Consider the following 13,533-nt stretch of genomic DNA (forward strand, 5'->3'; position numbering starts at 1 on the left):
TAATACGCATATTTCTCATTTAAGAAATGATGAAGGGTGGCCGCTGCGCAGATCTCTGCGAGCGATGCAAGATGAGGGGTGAGCCAGGGCTGGCTATGGGCGGTCACGGGCAAAAATGCAGACAACAAAAAAACCCGCACGAGGCGGGCTTCTTGTGGGCTTTCGGGTGATGCTGACACCACCTGAAAACGAAAGGTGGTGCCCAGGGACGGAATCGAACCGCCGACACGGGGATTTTCAATCCCCTGCTCTACCAACTGAGCTACCTGGGCAACGGGGCGCTATTAGACGGATTTGGCCTTTGCCTGTCAAGCGCGAGGAAAAAGATTTTTTCCAGTCGGGACGGGTGCTTAGCGTCGCCCGCTGCGCTAAGGCGGGCTTCGCTGCGCCGGTCACTCGCTCGGCGGAACGTAGCCCTCGGCCTTGGCGTACTCCTCGCCGGAAAGAAACTTGTCCATTTCAGCCTGCAGGAACTTGCGGTCCTCGGCGTTCATCATGTTCAGGCGCCGCTCGTTGATCAGCATGGTCTGGTGCTTCTGCCAGTCTTCCCAGGCCTTCTTCGAAACGTTGTTGTAGATATCCTCGCCCTTGGGGCCCGGATAGGGCGGGCGGTCGAGGCCCGGCAACTCTTCGTTGTACTTGCGGCAGTGCACGGTGCGGGTCATGGCGTCTCTCCTGCAATCAGTTCGGCGGCGGCGCGCTTGAGCAGCGTTTTCACCGGGGCGGCGAGCCCGAGGCGAGGTGGGGAGGCGAGGTTATACCAGAGCCAGTCGGCCTCGGCCACGACATGGCCGGCGGACTTGACCCTGATCAGCCAGGGTTCGATGGCGAGCTGGAAATGGCTGAACGTGTGGGTCAGCTCGGGCAGCCCATGCGGTTCCTCGAGCTGCAGCCCGTGTCGTTCGACCAGGGGCTGCAGCTCGCCCAGGTCGTCGACCTCCGGCAGGCTCCAGAGGCCGCCCCAAAGCCCGCTGGACGGGCGGCGATAGAGCAGGATGGCGTTGTCTTCATTGGCCAGCAATGGCATCAGGGTGCGCTTCTGCGGCAACGCCTTGCGCGGTTTCGGTTCCGGAAAGGCCGTTTCGCGGCCGAGCAGGTGGGCTTTGCAGCCGTCACGTAGCGGGCAGAGCAGGCAGCTCGGCTTGCTGCGTGTGCAGAGCGTGGCGCCAAGATCCATCATCGCCTGGGTGTAGTGGTTGACGCGTCGCATCGGTGTGTAGCGCTCGGCGACCTCCCAGAGCTGCCTGGCGACTCTGGGCTCGCCGGGGTAGCCGGCCTGGGCGGTGTAGCGGGCCAGTACGCGTTTGACGTTGCCGTCGAGGATGGGCGCGCGCAGCCCCATGGACAGGCTGGCGATCGCGCCCGCGGTGGAGCGGCCGATGCCGGGCAGCTCGGCGAGCGCCGTGACGTCGCGCGGGAACTCGCCGCCGTGGCGCTCGACGACGAGCTTCGCGGTCTTGTGCAGATTGCGCGCGCGGCTGTAGTAGCCGAGGCCGGTCCACAGGTGCAGTACCTCGTCCTCGGAGGCCGCAGCCAGCGCCTGTATATCCGGCAGCGCGGCCATGAAGCGATCGAAGTAACCGAGCACGGTGCCGACCTGGGTCTGCTGCAGCATGATCTCCGAGACCCATACGCGGTAGGGCGTGATGCCCTGCTGCCAGGGCAGGTCCTTGCGGCCGTGGCGGTCGTACCAGCTGAGCACCGCGTCGCCGAACTGCTCGGGCGTCATCGCTTGAACAGTCCCTTGAGCGCGTCCTTCAGCTCCGGGCTGACCTTGTCGCCGAGCTTTTCCTCGATCTTTTCGCTGAGCTTCTCGCCGGCCAGACGGGCGGCGATCTTGCCCAAGCCATCCTTGTCGAAGCGACAGGCCTTGGCGCCCAGTTCGAGCGGGCCGCGGCAGCGTAGCGGCCACTCGACGCCGACATAGCGCTCGTTGACTTGGCAGGCCGGGTCAGGCATCGCGCCCTTGTCGCCCTCGATGACGATGCCGACGCGGTAGTCCATGCCGAGTACGCGCAGGTCGATATCGCCGTTGCCGTTGACCGTGAGGCCCGGGATGCTGACCTTGAGGTCGGGGTTGTTCGCCACGCCGTCGCGCAGTCGGAGATTGCCCTTCAGCTCGCGGAAGGGAGTGTCCTTGGCGCGCGGTTCGCTGCCGAGTTCCTTGCGATTGAGCGTGGCGATGGCGCGGCACAGTTGCTGCTCGAGGTTCGCATCGACCAGCACGCCGTTGTCGACGATGAAGCCGAGGGTGCCGTTGAGATTGTCCACCCAGTCCTTCTGGCTATTGCCGAGCGTGGTGAGATCACCGTCGAGATTCAGCAGGCCCTTGAGCGTGACCTTTTCTCCCTGGCTTTCGAGCAGGCGTTCGACCGGTATCCGGCTGAGGCTCTTGTGCACCTTGATCGTCGGTTGCGCCGGGCGTGCATCGAGGCTGGCGCTGGACTCCAGGCGCCCGCCAAACAGGCCGCCACGCAGGTGCTCAAGGGTGAGCAGGCCGCCCTGTCCACGCGCCTTGAGGCTGACTCCTTCGAACGGCAGGCGCTCGAGCCTGAGGCTGTCGAGCAGCAGCGTCACGGACGCATCCAGGCTGCGCAGGCGATCGACCGGCAGCACCTTCTCGGCACTCCAGGCCTGCTGGGTGGGCTTGTCCGGCAGAGGAGTGGTACCGCTGCCGATGGCGCTCGCTTCGGTCTGCTCGACTTCGCTCTTGCGCGCCTGGCTGGCGCCCTGTTCGGCCGGCGTTGCCGGCAGGTAGCGATCGAGGTCGAGACGGTCGCCCTTCAGCTCGACGAGCAGGGCCTGGCGCTTGAAGTCGCTGATGCCGAGCCGGCCGGTGAAGTGGCTGTCGTCGACCTGCAGCTTGAGTTCTTCAAGCAGCAGGCTCTCGGGCGTACCGTTCAGATGCGTGACCAGTTCGACCTTGGTCAGGGCGTTGGCGTCGGCCATGGGCGGAAGGCTTTGGCCGAGCCCTTCGAGGAAATCGCCCAGATCGAACTCGGCGATCGATAGCGCGCCGGAAAGCTTTGGCTCGCTTTCCAGGTCGCGGACCTTCAGTTCGCCCAACCCGCGCAACTGATTGGCGGTCAGTTTCAGGCCGGTCCATTCGGCGATCTGCGCGGCCCGATCGACGAGCAGCTGGCCCTGCGCGCTGAACGCCAGTGTCTTGCCCTGCAGCGGCTCACCGGAGGCCTCGCCATTTAGACGCAGGTTATCCAGCTGGTAACGGCGCAGTTCGTTGTCGAAGCGCAGCTCGCCTTGCAGTTCGGTGCGGGCGCGCATCACCGGCTGATTACTGCCGAAGAACGCGCTGAGCTTGACCGGGATGGCGCTGCGCTCGCGGATCGCGCCGGTGCTCAGCTCGATCCCCTCGGCGCTGTACTGCTGGCCGCTGCGCGCGTCGTGGTAGGCCACTCGCGCATCGCTGACGGTCAGGCTGTCGATGTCCAGCTGGATCGGTTTGCCCGGGCGTGCCTCGCTGGCCGGGCGGGCAGGCTCGCTTTGGTTCGGGGATGGCTCGGCGGCTGCGGCGGGGCCGGTCGCTGACTCGCCGAGCCCCTCCCAGTTGCCATGGCCCTGCTCGTCACGTGCGAGCATCAGGTTCAGGCCGTTGACGGTAATGTCGCTCATCTGCACCTCGCGGCGCAGCAACGGCAGCACCCGCACGGACAGACCGAGCATGCGCAGGTCGGCGAAGGGCTGCTCGGGCGTGCGTGCGCTGGCCAGCGTAGTGTCGTGCAGTTCCAGGCCTAGCCAGGGAAACAGGCTCCAGCCGATGTCGCCCTTGATGTTGAGCTCCAGCCCGGCCCGTTCGCGAGCCAGTTCGCGGATTTCGTCCTTGTAGTCATTGGGATCGAACAGGTGCGTCAGGGCGAAGCCCAGGGCAACGAGGATCAGCAGTAGGCCGAGGGCAAGCAGCCCGAGGATCTTGCCGAGCGATTTCATGGACGGGTCCTTGTGTCGGAATCGTTGTAGAAGCGAGGCCGGAGTATAGCGCTGCGCCATTTGACGTCGGGCCGGCAGGGCTTGGAGCGAGTCACGGCGAGCGGGTTCCGCGCAGGCTCACTGTGGCGCCAGCGGGTCCAGCGGAAGGTGCGTGCGGGCGGCCAGAGCGCTGGCTTCGAGGTGCCCGGCGGGGGCGCTCAGGCGCAGCTCGCAACCGGCTTCGCTGGCCATGCGGCGGGCTTCGTCGAGCAGCCGCCGGCCGACACCGCGCTGGCGGGTGATGCGCCGCACGCACAGGTGCGACAGGTGCCAGGCGCGGTCGCCAGGGGTCAGCAGTGCAGCGCCCAGCAGGCGGTCATTGAAACGACCGGCAATGAGCGTGCCGGCGGCCAACCCGGCTGCGATCAGCGCTTGCGCATCGGCATGCGGCTCGAAGAGCCATTGCGGCGCGTCGGCGTAGATCTTCGCCAGGTCCTGGCGGTCTTGCTCGCTTGGCTGGCGAAGGGTTTCGACGTAGACGGGCATGGCCTTGGCTCTTGCGTGAGGGGCGCCAAGCATAACGTCGCGCTGCGCCAGACGCACCGCCATCAGGCGATCCTCCACCGAGCGCGGCGATACCCCCGTGGCGGGGTTTGCGCCTATAATGCAGCCCTTTTCGCCCCACGATCAGCGGAGCTGTGGATGTCCGAACGTACGGCTTGCGTAGAGCGCAACACCCTGGAAACCCAGGTCAAGGTCACCATCAATCTGGATGGCACCGGCAAGGCGCGCTTCGCCATCGGCGTGCCTTTCCTGGAGCACATGCTCGACCAGATCGCCCGTCACGGGCTGATCGACCTGGATATCGAGTGCAACGGCGACCTGCACATCGACGACCACCACACCGTCGAGGACGTGGGTATCACCCTTGGCCAGGCCTTCGCCAAGGCGGTCGGCGACAAGAAGGGCATGACCCGCTACGGGCATTCCTACGTGCCGCTGGACGAGGCGCTGTCGCGCGTGGTGATCGACTTCTCCGGGCGTCCCGGGCTGACCATGAACGTGCCCTACACCCGTGCGGTGGTCGGCAAGTTCGACGTCGACCTGTTCCAGGAATTCTTCCAGGGCTTCGTCAACCACGCCCTGGTGACCCTGCACATCGACAACCTGCGCGGCACCAACACCCACCACCAGATCGAAACCGTGTTCAAGGCCTTCGGCCGCGCGCTGCGCATGGCTATCGAGCTCGATCCGCGCATGGCCGGGCAGATGCCCTCGACCAAGGGGTGCCTGTGATGCAGACCGTCGCCGTCATCGACTACGGCATGGGCAACCTGCACTCGGTGGCCAAGGCGCTGGAGCACGTTGGCGCTGGCCGCGTGCTGATCACCAGCGATGCGCAGGTCATTCGTGAGGCCGACCGCGTGGTGTTTCCCGGCGTCGGCGCGATTCGCGACTGCATGGCCGAGATTCGCCGGCTGGGCTTCGATGAGCTGGTTCGCGAAGTCAGCCAGGATCGCCCGTTCCTCGGTATCTGCGTCGGCATGCAGGCGCTGATGGAGCGCAGCGAGGAGAACGACGGCGTCGACTGCATCGGCCTGTTCCCCGGTCAGGTGCGCTTCTTCGGCAAGGACCTGCACGAGGACGGCGAGCACCTGAAGGTGCCGCACATGGGCTGGAACGAGGTCAAGCAGGTGGTCGACCACCCGCTCTGGCACGCGATTCCGGACAACGGGCGCTTCTATTTCGTGCACAGCTACTACATCGAGGCCGGCAATCCGCGCCAGGTGGTCGGTCGCGGCCATTACGGCAACGACTTCGCCGCCGCGCTGGCCGATGGCTCGCGCTTCGCTGTGCAGTTCCACCCGGAGAAGAGCCACACCCACGGCCTGCAGTTGCTGCAGAACTTCGCCGCCTGGGATGGCCGCTGGTAAATGAGCCGGGCCAAGCTCAAGCCGCCGGTCCTGGCGCTGGATGCTGCTCAGGAGCAGGCGGCGCAACAGGTCATCAAGCGCTTTCTGCAAGAGCGCTTCGAGCTCGAGCTGGGCTCGTTCGAGGCGCAGGAAGTGCTCGATCTGTTCGCCCGGGAAATCGCGCCGCTGTATTACAACAAGGCGATCTTCGACGTGCAGAGCCACCTGAAGGAGCGGTTCGAGAGCATCGAAAGCGACTTGTGGGCGCTCGAGAAGAGCTGACCCTTAACCGACACTTGATTTGAACAGGTTCAAGCCATGCTGATTATCCCCGCTATCGATCTCAAGGACGGCGCCTGCGTACGTCTGCGCCAGGGCCTGATGGACGACGCCACGGTGTTCTCCGACGACCCGGTGGCCATGGCTGCCAAGTGGGTCCAGGCCGGCTGCCGCCGCCTGCATCTGGTCGACCTCAACGGGGCCTTCGAAGGCCAGCCGGTCAACGGCGAAGTGGTCACCGCCATTGCCAAGCGTTACCCGGACCTGCCGATCCAGATCGGCGGCGGTATCCGCACCCTGGAAACCATTGAGCACTACGTGCGCGCCGGTGTCAGCTACGTGATCATCGGCACCAAGGCGGTCAAGGAGCCGGAGTTCGTCAGCGAGGCCTGCCGCGCCTTCCCGGGCAAGGTGATCGTCGGCCTGGATGCCAAGGACGGCTTCGTCGCCACCGACGGCTGGGCCGAAGTTTCCAGTGTTCAGGCCACCGACCTGGCCCGCCGCTTCGAGGCCGACGGCGTCTCGGCGATCGTCTACACCGACATCGCCAAGGACGGCATGATGCAGGGCTGCAACGTCGAGGCCACCGTGGCGCTGGCCAATGCCAGCCGCATCCCGGTGATCGCTTCCGGTGGCATCCACAACATCGGCGACATCCAGAAGCTGCTCGACACCAACACCCCGGGCATCATCGGCGCCATTACCGGCCGCGCGATCTATGAAGGCACGCTCGACGTCGCCGAGGCGCAGGCGCTCTGCGACCTGAAAGACAAGGACGAGTGATGCGCTGAACTGCGGTGGATCGGCGAAGCGTGATCCAGCCTGCACACAGAAGGACGAGTAAGCCGTAGGGTGGGCACCGCTTCGCTTGCCCACCGTGCATTCGGTGACCCGGTGGATGCCCACCCAACGAGAGAGATCGACCATGGCCCTGGCCAAACGCATCATTCCCTGCCTCGACGTGGACAACGGCCGCGTGGTCAAGGGCGTCCAGTTCGAGAACATCCGCGACGCCGGCGACCCGGTGGAAATCGCCCGCCGCTACGACGAGCAGGGCGCCGACGAGATCACCTTTCTCGACATCACCGCCAGCGTCGACAACCGCGACACCACCCTGCACACCGTCGAGCGCATGGCCAGCCAGGTATTCATTCCGCTGACCGTGGGCGGTGGGGTCAGGACCGTGCAGGACATCCGCAACCTGCTCAACGCCGGTGCCGACAAGGTCTCGATCAACACCGCTGCGGTGTTCAACCCGGAGTTCGTCGGCGAGGCGGCGGATCGTTTCGGCTCCCAGTGCATCGTCGTCGCCATCGACGCCAAACGGGTTTCCGCGCCGGGCCAGCCGGGTCGCTGGGAAATCTTCACCCATGGCGGGCGCAAGCCCACCGGGCTGGATGCAGTGGCCTGGGCGAAGAAGATGGAAGACCTCGGTGCCGGCGAGATCCTGCTCACCAGCATGGACCAGGACGGCGTGAAGAGCGGCTACGACCTGGGCGTCACCCGCGCCATCAGCGAGGCGGTAGGCGTGCCGGTGATCGCTTCCGGGGGGGTCGGCAATCTGCAGCACCTGGCCGATGGGATTCTCGAAGGCAAGGCCGATGCAGTGCTGGCGGCGAGCATTTTCCACTTTGGCGAATACACCGTTCCGGAGGCCAAGGCCTACCTCGCCGCCCGCGGTATCGTGGTGCGCTGAGTGACCCGGCGCCGTTGGCGCCCTGAAGAGGGAGCGAGTACGAGGACCTGTCCGCCGGAGCGCGGACGTCACCAGGAGGACGACACAGATGTTCAAGGCGCTGATCACAACAATGGCCGCCACGCTGCTCGGCTGCACGCTGGCGCATGCCGAGCCCACCCCGCGCATCGACCTGCTCACCGAGAATTTCCCGCCGTACAACATGGCCGAAGACGGCAAGAACTTCGCCCGTGACGAGCACATCAGCGGTATCGCCGCCGACATCGTTCGCGAGATGTTCCAGCGTGCCGGCATCGAATACACCCTGACGTTGCGCTTTCCCTGGGAGCGCATCTACAAGATGACGCTGGACAACCCCGATTACGGCATCTTCGTGACTGCGCGCCTGCCCGAGCGGGAGGCGTTGTTCAAATGGGTGGGGCCGATCGGGCCGGATGACTGGGTATTGCTGGCGCGCGCCGACAGCCCGATCACGCTGCGTAGCCTCGACGAGGCGCGCCAGTATCAGATCGGTGCCTACAAGGGCGACGCGATTGCCGAGCATCTCGAGGGGCAGGGGCTGCAGCCGCAGCTGGCATTGCGCGATCAGGAGAACGTGAAGAAGCTGATCGACGGCAAGATCGACCTCTGGGCCACCGGCGATCCGGCCGGGCGCTATCTGGCACGTCAGGATGGAGTAACCGGTCTCAAGCGCGTGCTGCGTTTCGACAGTGCCGAGCTTTATCTGGCACTGAACAAACAGGTCGACGACCAGACCGTCCAGCGCCTGCAACAGGCGCTGGATCAGATGCGTGCCGATGGCACGGTGGACGCGATCAACGCGCGCTATCTGGACTGAGTCCCGAGCGGCGGCAGGTTGGCGTCGCCGCCGATCACAGTTTGGCCTTGCCGAGCAGGCCGCCCAGCGTCGTCTGCAGGTCGGCCGGCAACACGACCATCTTGGCGTTGCCGCTGCTGGCAAGGTTCTCCAGCGAGGTGATGTACTTCTCGCCGAGCAGGTACATCATCGGGCCGCTGTCGTTGCCGATGCTCTCGGCCACCAGCTTGATCGCAGTGGCCGAAGCCGTGGCCAGCTCGACCTGCGCCGATGCGTCGCGCTTGGCTGATTCCAGGCGCGCCTCGGCTTCGAGAATCGCCGCCTGCTTGGCGCCCTCTGCGCGGGTGACGGTTGCCTTGCGCTCGCGCTCGGCGGCGGCCTGCATCTCCATTGCGCGCTGCATGGACTCCGACGGCGAGATGTCCTGAATCTCTATGCCCTTGACGGTCAGGCCCCAGTCGCCGGCCTGCTCGGCCATGCTGTCGCGCAGCTTGGCCTTGATGATGTCACGCGACGACAACGCCTCGTCGAGCTCCATCTCGCCGATGATCTGGCGCAGGGTGGTCTTGGTCAGGTTGGAGATCGCCGACTTGTAGTCGGTGACACCGTAGACCGCCTTCACCGGATCGGTGACCTTCACGAAGCACAGCGCGTTGGTCAGGATCACCGCGTTGTCCTTGGTGATCACTTCCTGCTGCTCGATGTCGAGAATCTGGTCCTTGGTCACCAGCTTGTAGGCGACGTTATCCATGTAGGGAATGAGGATGTTGAGGCCGGGGATCAGCGTGCGCTGGTAGCGGCCGAGGCGTTCGACGATCCACTCGTCGCCCTGTGGAACCAGGCGCACGCCCTTGGCGATGGTGATGAGAGTGATGGCCGCGACCACGACCGCAATGACAAGACCGGGTGTCATAAAACTGCTTCCTTGTTGAGTGAGTTGATCCGTTTGAACCGGGCTCAGGTCCGTGCAACTTTCACGCAGTTGCCTTCGAAGGCGAGTATGCGCACCCGTTCGCCTGCGGGGATGGCCTCTTCGGCCATGCAGGTCCACTGCTCGCTGCCCAGGATTGGCTTCTGGAAGCGCACCTTGCCGTGCTGGAAGGGCGCGACGGCGCTGACCAGCAAGCCGATCTCGCCGACGACCTCGCCCTGTGCCGTGCCGGACTGGGTCTTCAGCCGATTGCCGGCGAACACCCGGAACCAGAGCAGCACCATGACCAGCGAGGCGCCGCTCCACAGGGCGATCTGTGCGGTCAGCGAAAGCCCGGGTAGCAGCCACAGGGCCAGCGCCACCAGCAGCGCGCCGACACCGAACCAGAGAATGAAGAACGAGGGCACCACCAGCTCCATGATGATCAGTACGGCGCCCGCGACGATCCAATACCACCACTGAATATCCATGCCTGTCCCGCTCCCCTGTGCGCTCCGGCCACTACGCTAGGTTATACGGACCGCGCGCTTGGCGGCACCTCGAAATCAGCGGATTGTGCTGGCCGACCGATACCGGCCGCCTTTGCCGTGTGCGGCCATGGCGCGGTTGCCACGGGTGGCGATCATCTGGCCGAGGCTGATCCAGTCGATGCCGCGCCCGGCCAGACGCGGTAGCTCGCGTTCGAGCAGGCTCAGGGTGCTGTCGTAGGGATGGCCGATGAGGACCACCGATCCCTGCCGGCGCGCCAGTGCGATGGCGGCCTGGAAGCGCTCGGCGACCGCCGCCGGGCTGGCGTCGTCGTCGAGGAAAATGTCGCGCGACAGGCTCGCCAGTTGGACCTGTTGTGCGCTCGCCGCGGCCACCGTACGCGGGGTGGTGCGACTGTCGAGGAAGAACAGGCGGCGCCGCTGCAGCTCACGCATCAACTGGCTCATCGCCTCGGGCTGCTCGGTCATCGCGCTGCCCATGTGATTGTTGACGCCGCTGGCATGCGGGACCGCGGCCAGTGCGGCTTCCAGGCGACGCTGGCGCTCGGCGCCTGGCAACTGCGGTTGCCAGGCGAAGGGGCCACCCGCTGGGGCCATGGGCAGGTGCAGCATCACCGTCTTGCCGGCATGCGCTGCGGTGATCGCCAATTCCCGGGCATGCGGGGTGTCGGGCAGGATCGCCAGCGCCACCGGGCCGGGCAGCGCCAGGACCCGACGGTCGCGGGCCGGACTCTGCCCAAGGTCATCGATGACCAGTGCCAGACGAGGCCGTTCGGCCGGTGCCGCGGCCAGGCAGGCTGGCGCCACCAGGCTGAACGCCAGGCCGAGCGCCAGCCAACCGCGGGTCACGTTCACTGCCCGCGGGTGAGGTTCAGGCCCTTGAGCAGGTTGAGCGCCTGGCCGAGCTGGTAGTCCTCGTCCTGCGGGCGTGCCTTGTCGGCGGCAAAGCTGCTGCTCGGCCGGTCCGCGCCGCCGTTGCCATTGCCCAGATGGCCGGCCAGGTCGGCCTCGCGCAGCATTTCGCCGGCCTGCTCGCGGGTCAGCTTGGCGCGGGCGACCTCGATGTCCGGAACGATGCCCTGGGCCTGGATCGAACGCCCGCTCGGCGTGTAGTACAGGGCCGTGGTCAGTTTCAGCGCGCGGTCGTTGTTCAGCGGCAGCACGGTCTGTACCGAACCCTTGCCGAAGCTGTCGGTTCCCATCACTACGGCGCGCTTGTGGTCCTGTAGCGCGCCGGCGACGATTTCCGATGCCGAGGCGCTGCCGCCGTTGATCAGCACCACCAGCGGTACGCCTTCGCTGGCATCGGCCGGGTCGGCGGAGAAACGCAGCTCGGAATTGGCAATGCGGCCCTTGGTGTAGACGATCAGTCCCTTGGTGAGGAAGTGATCGGAGACTTCCACCGCAGCCTGCAATACGCCGCCAGGGTTGTTGCGCAGATCCAGCACCAGACCGCTGAGCTTCTTGCCGCCGTTGTCTTTCTTCAGGCGGGCCAGCGCCTTGCCGACCTCTTCTCCGGTGTTGACCTGGAACTGGGTGACGCGCAGGTAGCCGTAGCCGGGCTCGAGTAGCTGGCTCTTGACACTCTTGACCTTGATCACTGCTCGGGTGAGCTTGACGTCGTACGGCTTGCCGCCTTCGCGGACCAGGGTGAGAGTGATGTCGCTGCCCGGCTTGCCACGCATCTGTGCGACGGCGTCCATCATCGACATGCCCTTCGTGGGCTTGCCGTCGATCTTGATGATCAGGTCGCCGGCCTCGATGCCGGCCCGCGAGGCTGGCGTGTCGTCGATCGGCGAAACCACCTTGATGAAGCCGTCCTCGACGCCCACTTCGATGCCAAGGCCACCGAACTCGCCACTGGTGCTCTCCTGCAGCTCGGCGAAGGCATCGGGCTCGAGGTAGGCCGAGTGCGGGTCGAGGTTGCTGAGCATGCCCTTGATGGCGTTTTCCAGCAGCGTCTTGTCGTCCACCGGTTCCACATAAGACGCCTTGATGCGGTCGAGCACCTCGGCGAAGGTGCGCAGCTCGTCGAGCGGCAAGGGCGCCTTGTCCGTCGTGGCGGGCGGCTCGGCGGCCGCCGCCTGTGGTGCCGGCTCCTGGGCCCAGGCAAGGCCGTGCGAGCCTAGCGTGACGGCCAGGGCCACCAGGGAAGGACGTGCAAAGCGACGCAGGTGCAGCATGTCAAACTCCAGTCATCAGGGGCGCTAACCTTGCGCGCGGCACCATTGCGCCGGGTCGCTGGGGCGGCCCTGTTGGCGAATGGCGAAATAGAGCGCGGCGGTCTCCTGACCGCCGCTGGTTCCGACCGTGGCGATAGGGTCGCCGGCCTTGACGATGTCGCCGGCGTCACGCAGCAGGCTCTGGTTATGGCCGTACAAGCTGAGATAGCCGTTGCCGTGATCCAGAATCACCAGCAGCCCGGCGCCGCGCAACCAGTCGGCGAACACCACGCGCCCACCGTGCACCGCGCGGACCTGGGTGCCGGCCTGCGCGCCGATCAGCACACCGTCCCACTTGCTTCGAGCGTCGCCACCGCGCGGAGTGCCGTAGCGGGCGACGATGCGTCCATCGACTGGCCATGGCAGCTTGCCTTTGGCCTTGGCGAACGGGCCGCCGAAGCTGTTGCCCGCGCTGGATACCAGAGGGCCGCCGCCCCCGGCACCCGCACCCCCGCGCTGCTGCTCACGCGCGGCTGCCAGCGCACGCTGACGCGCCGCCTCGGCTTCGCGAGCCTGACGGGCGAGGGTCTGTTCGATGGTGTTGAGGACGCGCTCGAGCTGAGCCTGGTCTTCGCGGCGGGCCTGCAGTTTCTGTTCGCGTGAGGCGATGTCGCGGTTGAGCTTGGCCAGCGCCTGGCGACGCTCCTGGCGGGCCTCGGCCAGCTGCGCACGGCGCTGTTCCAGCCCGTCACGGCGCTCGGCAAGCTTGGCCTGTTCGGCGGCGATATCGGCCTCCACATTGGCCAATTGCCGCAGCGTCTCATTGAACTGTGCCACCTGCTCGAAGCGGGCTTTGCTCAGGTAGTCGTAATAGGTCAGCGTGCGGCTGAATTTCTCCGGGTTCTGCTGGTTGAGCAGCAGCTTCAGGTACTCCTGGCGGCCATTGCGGTAGGCCGCTCGTGCCTGAATGCCGATCAGGCGCTGCTGCTCGATACGCGCGCCTTCGAGCGTGGTCTTCTCGTCGTCCAGTTTCTGCAGTTCGGCTTCGCCGCGGTCGATCTCGTGCTGCAGCGTATCGACCTGCTTCTCCAGCTCGCCCATCTCGCTCTCGGTAGCCTTGAGCTGCTTCTGGATGCCGGTCTTTTCCTGCTCGATGGTTTTGAGCAGTTTCTGCAGTTCGGCGATGTCCTTGCGGGCGGCTTCGATCTGCTGCTGCGTGGCCGCACGCTCGTCGGCGATGACGGAGCCTGCCAGGCAGAGCATTACCAGTGCGAAGAGGGCGCGGAGCATGCGGGCTTACCGGAGGAACTGGACGGCCTAGTA

Annotated in this window: 15 protein-coding genes and 1 tRNA gene; 6 read left to right on the forward strand and 10 right to left on the reverse strand. The window is 65.8% G+C overall.

The features are described 5' to 3' along the window. Positions 1-196: 196 nt before the first annotated feature. The 5 genes from AC0KXH_RS01305 to AC0KXH_RS01325 form a co-directional block, all read right to left on the reverse strand. Positions 197-272, reverse strand: a tRNA-Phe gene (locus AC0KXH_RS01305). Positions 273-392: 120 nt separating this feature from the next. Then, positions 393-665 carry an oxidative damage protection protein gene (locus AC0KXH_RS01310; RefSeq protein ID WP_041108776.1) on the reverse strand — a complete coding sequence of 91 codons (273 nt, stop codon included), beginning with the start codon at positions 663-665 and terminating at the stop codon, positions 393-395. Continuing rightward, on the reverse strand, positions 662-1,729 hold the full coding sequence (mutY, locus tag AC0KXH_RS01315; protein WP_488224021.1) for an A/G-specific adenine glycosylase: 1,068 nt from the start codon (positions 1,727-1,729) through the stop codon (positions 662-664). Before mutY ends, AC0KXH_RS01310 begins: the two co-directional genes overlap by 4 nt. Next, the gene (locus AC0KXH_RS01320; protein WP_488224022.1) at positions 1,726-3,945 is read right to left on the reverse strand and encodes an AsmA family protein; all 2,220 of its coding nucleotides are present in this window, start codon (positions 3,943-3,945) and stop codon (positions 1,726-1,728) included. Before AC0KXH_RS01320 ends, mutY begins: the two co-directional genes overlap by 4 nt. A gap of 117 nt (positions 3,946-4,062) precedes the next feature. Further along, on the reverse strand, positions 4,063-4,470 hold the full coding sequence (locus tag AC0KXH_RS01325) for an acetyl-CoA sensor PanZ family protein (protein WP_165562273.1): 408 nt from the start codon (positions 4,468-4,470) through the stop codon (positions 4,063-4,065). Between the two features lie 156 nt (positions 4,471-4,626). Here AC0KXH_RS01325 and hisB point away from each other — a divergent pair, with 156 nt between their 5' ends. From hisB to AC0KXH_RS01355, 6 genes are all read left to right on the forward strand, one after another. Next, a complete protein-coding gene (gene hisB / locus AC0KXH_RS01330) occupies positions 4,627-5,220 on the forward strand; it encodes an imidazoleglycerol-phosphate dehydratase HisB (RefSeq protein ID WP_041108772.1) in 594 nt (197 codons plus the stop codon). Beyond that, the gene (gene hisH / locus AC0KXH_RS01335; protein WP_003282884.1) at positions 5,220-5,858 is read left to right on the forward strand and encodes an imidazole glycerol phosphate synthase subunit HisH; all 639 of its coding nucleotides are present in this window, start codon (positions 5,220-5,222) and stop codon (positions 5,856-5,858) included. Before hisB ends, hisH begins: the two co-directional genes overlap by 1 nt. Next, positions 5,859-6,119: a DUF2164 domain-containing protein gene (locus AC0KXH_RS01340; protein ID WP_061339644.1), complete on the forward strand. Its 261-nt coding sequence runs from the start codon at positions 5,859-5,861 to the stop codon at positions 6,117-6,119. A gap of 36 nt (positions 6,120-6,155) precedes the next feature. Further along, the gene (gene hisA / locus AC0KXH_RS01345) at positions 6,156-6,899 is read left to right on the forward strand and encodes a 1-(5-phosphoribosyl)-5-[(5-phosphoribosylamino)methylideneamino]imidazole-4-carboxamide isomerase (RefSeq protein WP_312381464.1); all 744 of its coding nucleotides are present in this window, start codon (positions 6,156-6,158) and stop codon (positions 6,897-6,899) included. Between the two features lie 142 nt (positions 6,900-7,041). Then, the gene (hisF, locus tag AC0KXH_RS01350; protein ID WP_212542357.1) at positions 7,042-7,812 is read left to right on the forward strand and encodes an imidazole glycerol phosphate synthase subunit HisF; all 771 of its coding nucleotides are present in this window, start codon (positions 7,042-7,044) and stop codon (positions 7,810-7,812) included. 88 nt (positions 7,813-7,900) lie between these two features. After that, a complete protein-coding gene (locus AC0KXH_RS01355) occupies positions 7,901-8,650 on the forward strand; it encodes a substrate-binding periplasmic protein (RefSeq protein WP_041108762.1) in 750 nt (249 codons plus the stop codon). A 34-nt stretch (positions 8,651-8,684) separates the two neighbouring features. Here the strand turns inward: AC0KXH_RS01355 and AC0KXH_RS01360 are convergent, their stop codons facing one another. The 5 genes from AC0KXH_RS01360 to AC0KXH_RS01380 form a co-directional block, all read right to left on the reverse strand. Next, positions 8,685-9,542: an SPFH domain-containing protein gene (locus AC0KXH_RS01360; RefSeq protein ID WP_488224023.1), complete on the reverse strand. Its 858-nt coding sequence runs from the start codon at positions 9,540-9,542 to the stop codon at positions 8,685-8,687. A 44-nt stretch (positions 9,543-9,586) separates the two neighbouring features. Continuing rightward, on the reverse strand, positions 9,587-10,030 hold the full coding sequence (locus AC0KXH_RS01365) for an NfeD family protein (RefSeq protein ID WP_061339646.1): 444 nt from the start codon (positions 10,028-10,030) through the stop codon (positions 9,587-9,589). 75 nt (positions 10,031-10,105) lie between these two features. Further along, positions 10,106-10,870, reverse strand: a complete 765-nt coding sequence (locus AC0KXH_RS01370) for a divergent polysaccharide deacetylase family protein (RefSeq protein WP_488224581.1) — start codon at positions 10,868-10,870, stop codon at positions 10,106-10,108. Between the two features lie 29 nt (positions 10,871-10,899). Next, positions 10,900-12,231 (reverse strand): S41 family peptidase, encoded by a 1,332-nt coding sequence (locus tag AC0KXH_RS01375; RefSeq protein WP_041108754.1) that lies wholly within the window; start codon positions 12,229-12,231, stop codon positions 10,900-10,902. A 24-nt stretch (positions 12,232-12,255) separates the two neighbouring features. After that, complete coding sequence (locus AC0KXH_RS01380; protein ID WP_488224024.1) at positions 12,256-13,500, reverse strand: murein hydrolase activator EnvC family protein; 1,245 nt, start codon at positions 13,498-13,500, stop codon at positions 12,256-12,258. Positions 13,501-13,533: the final 33 nt, after the last annotated feature.

Source organism: Stutzerimonas sp. CXK-1, from assembly GCF_057738225.1.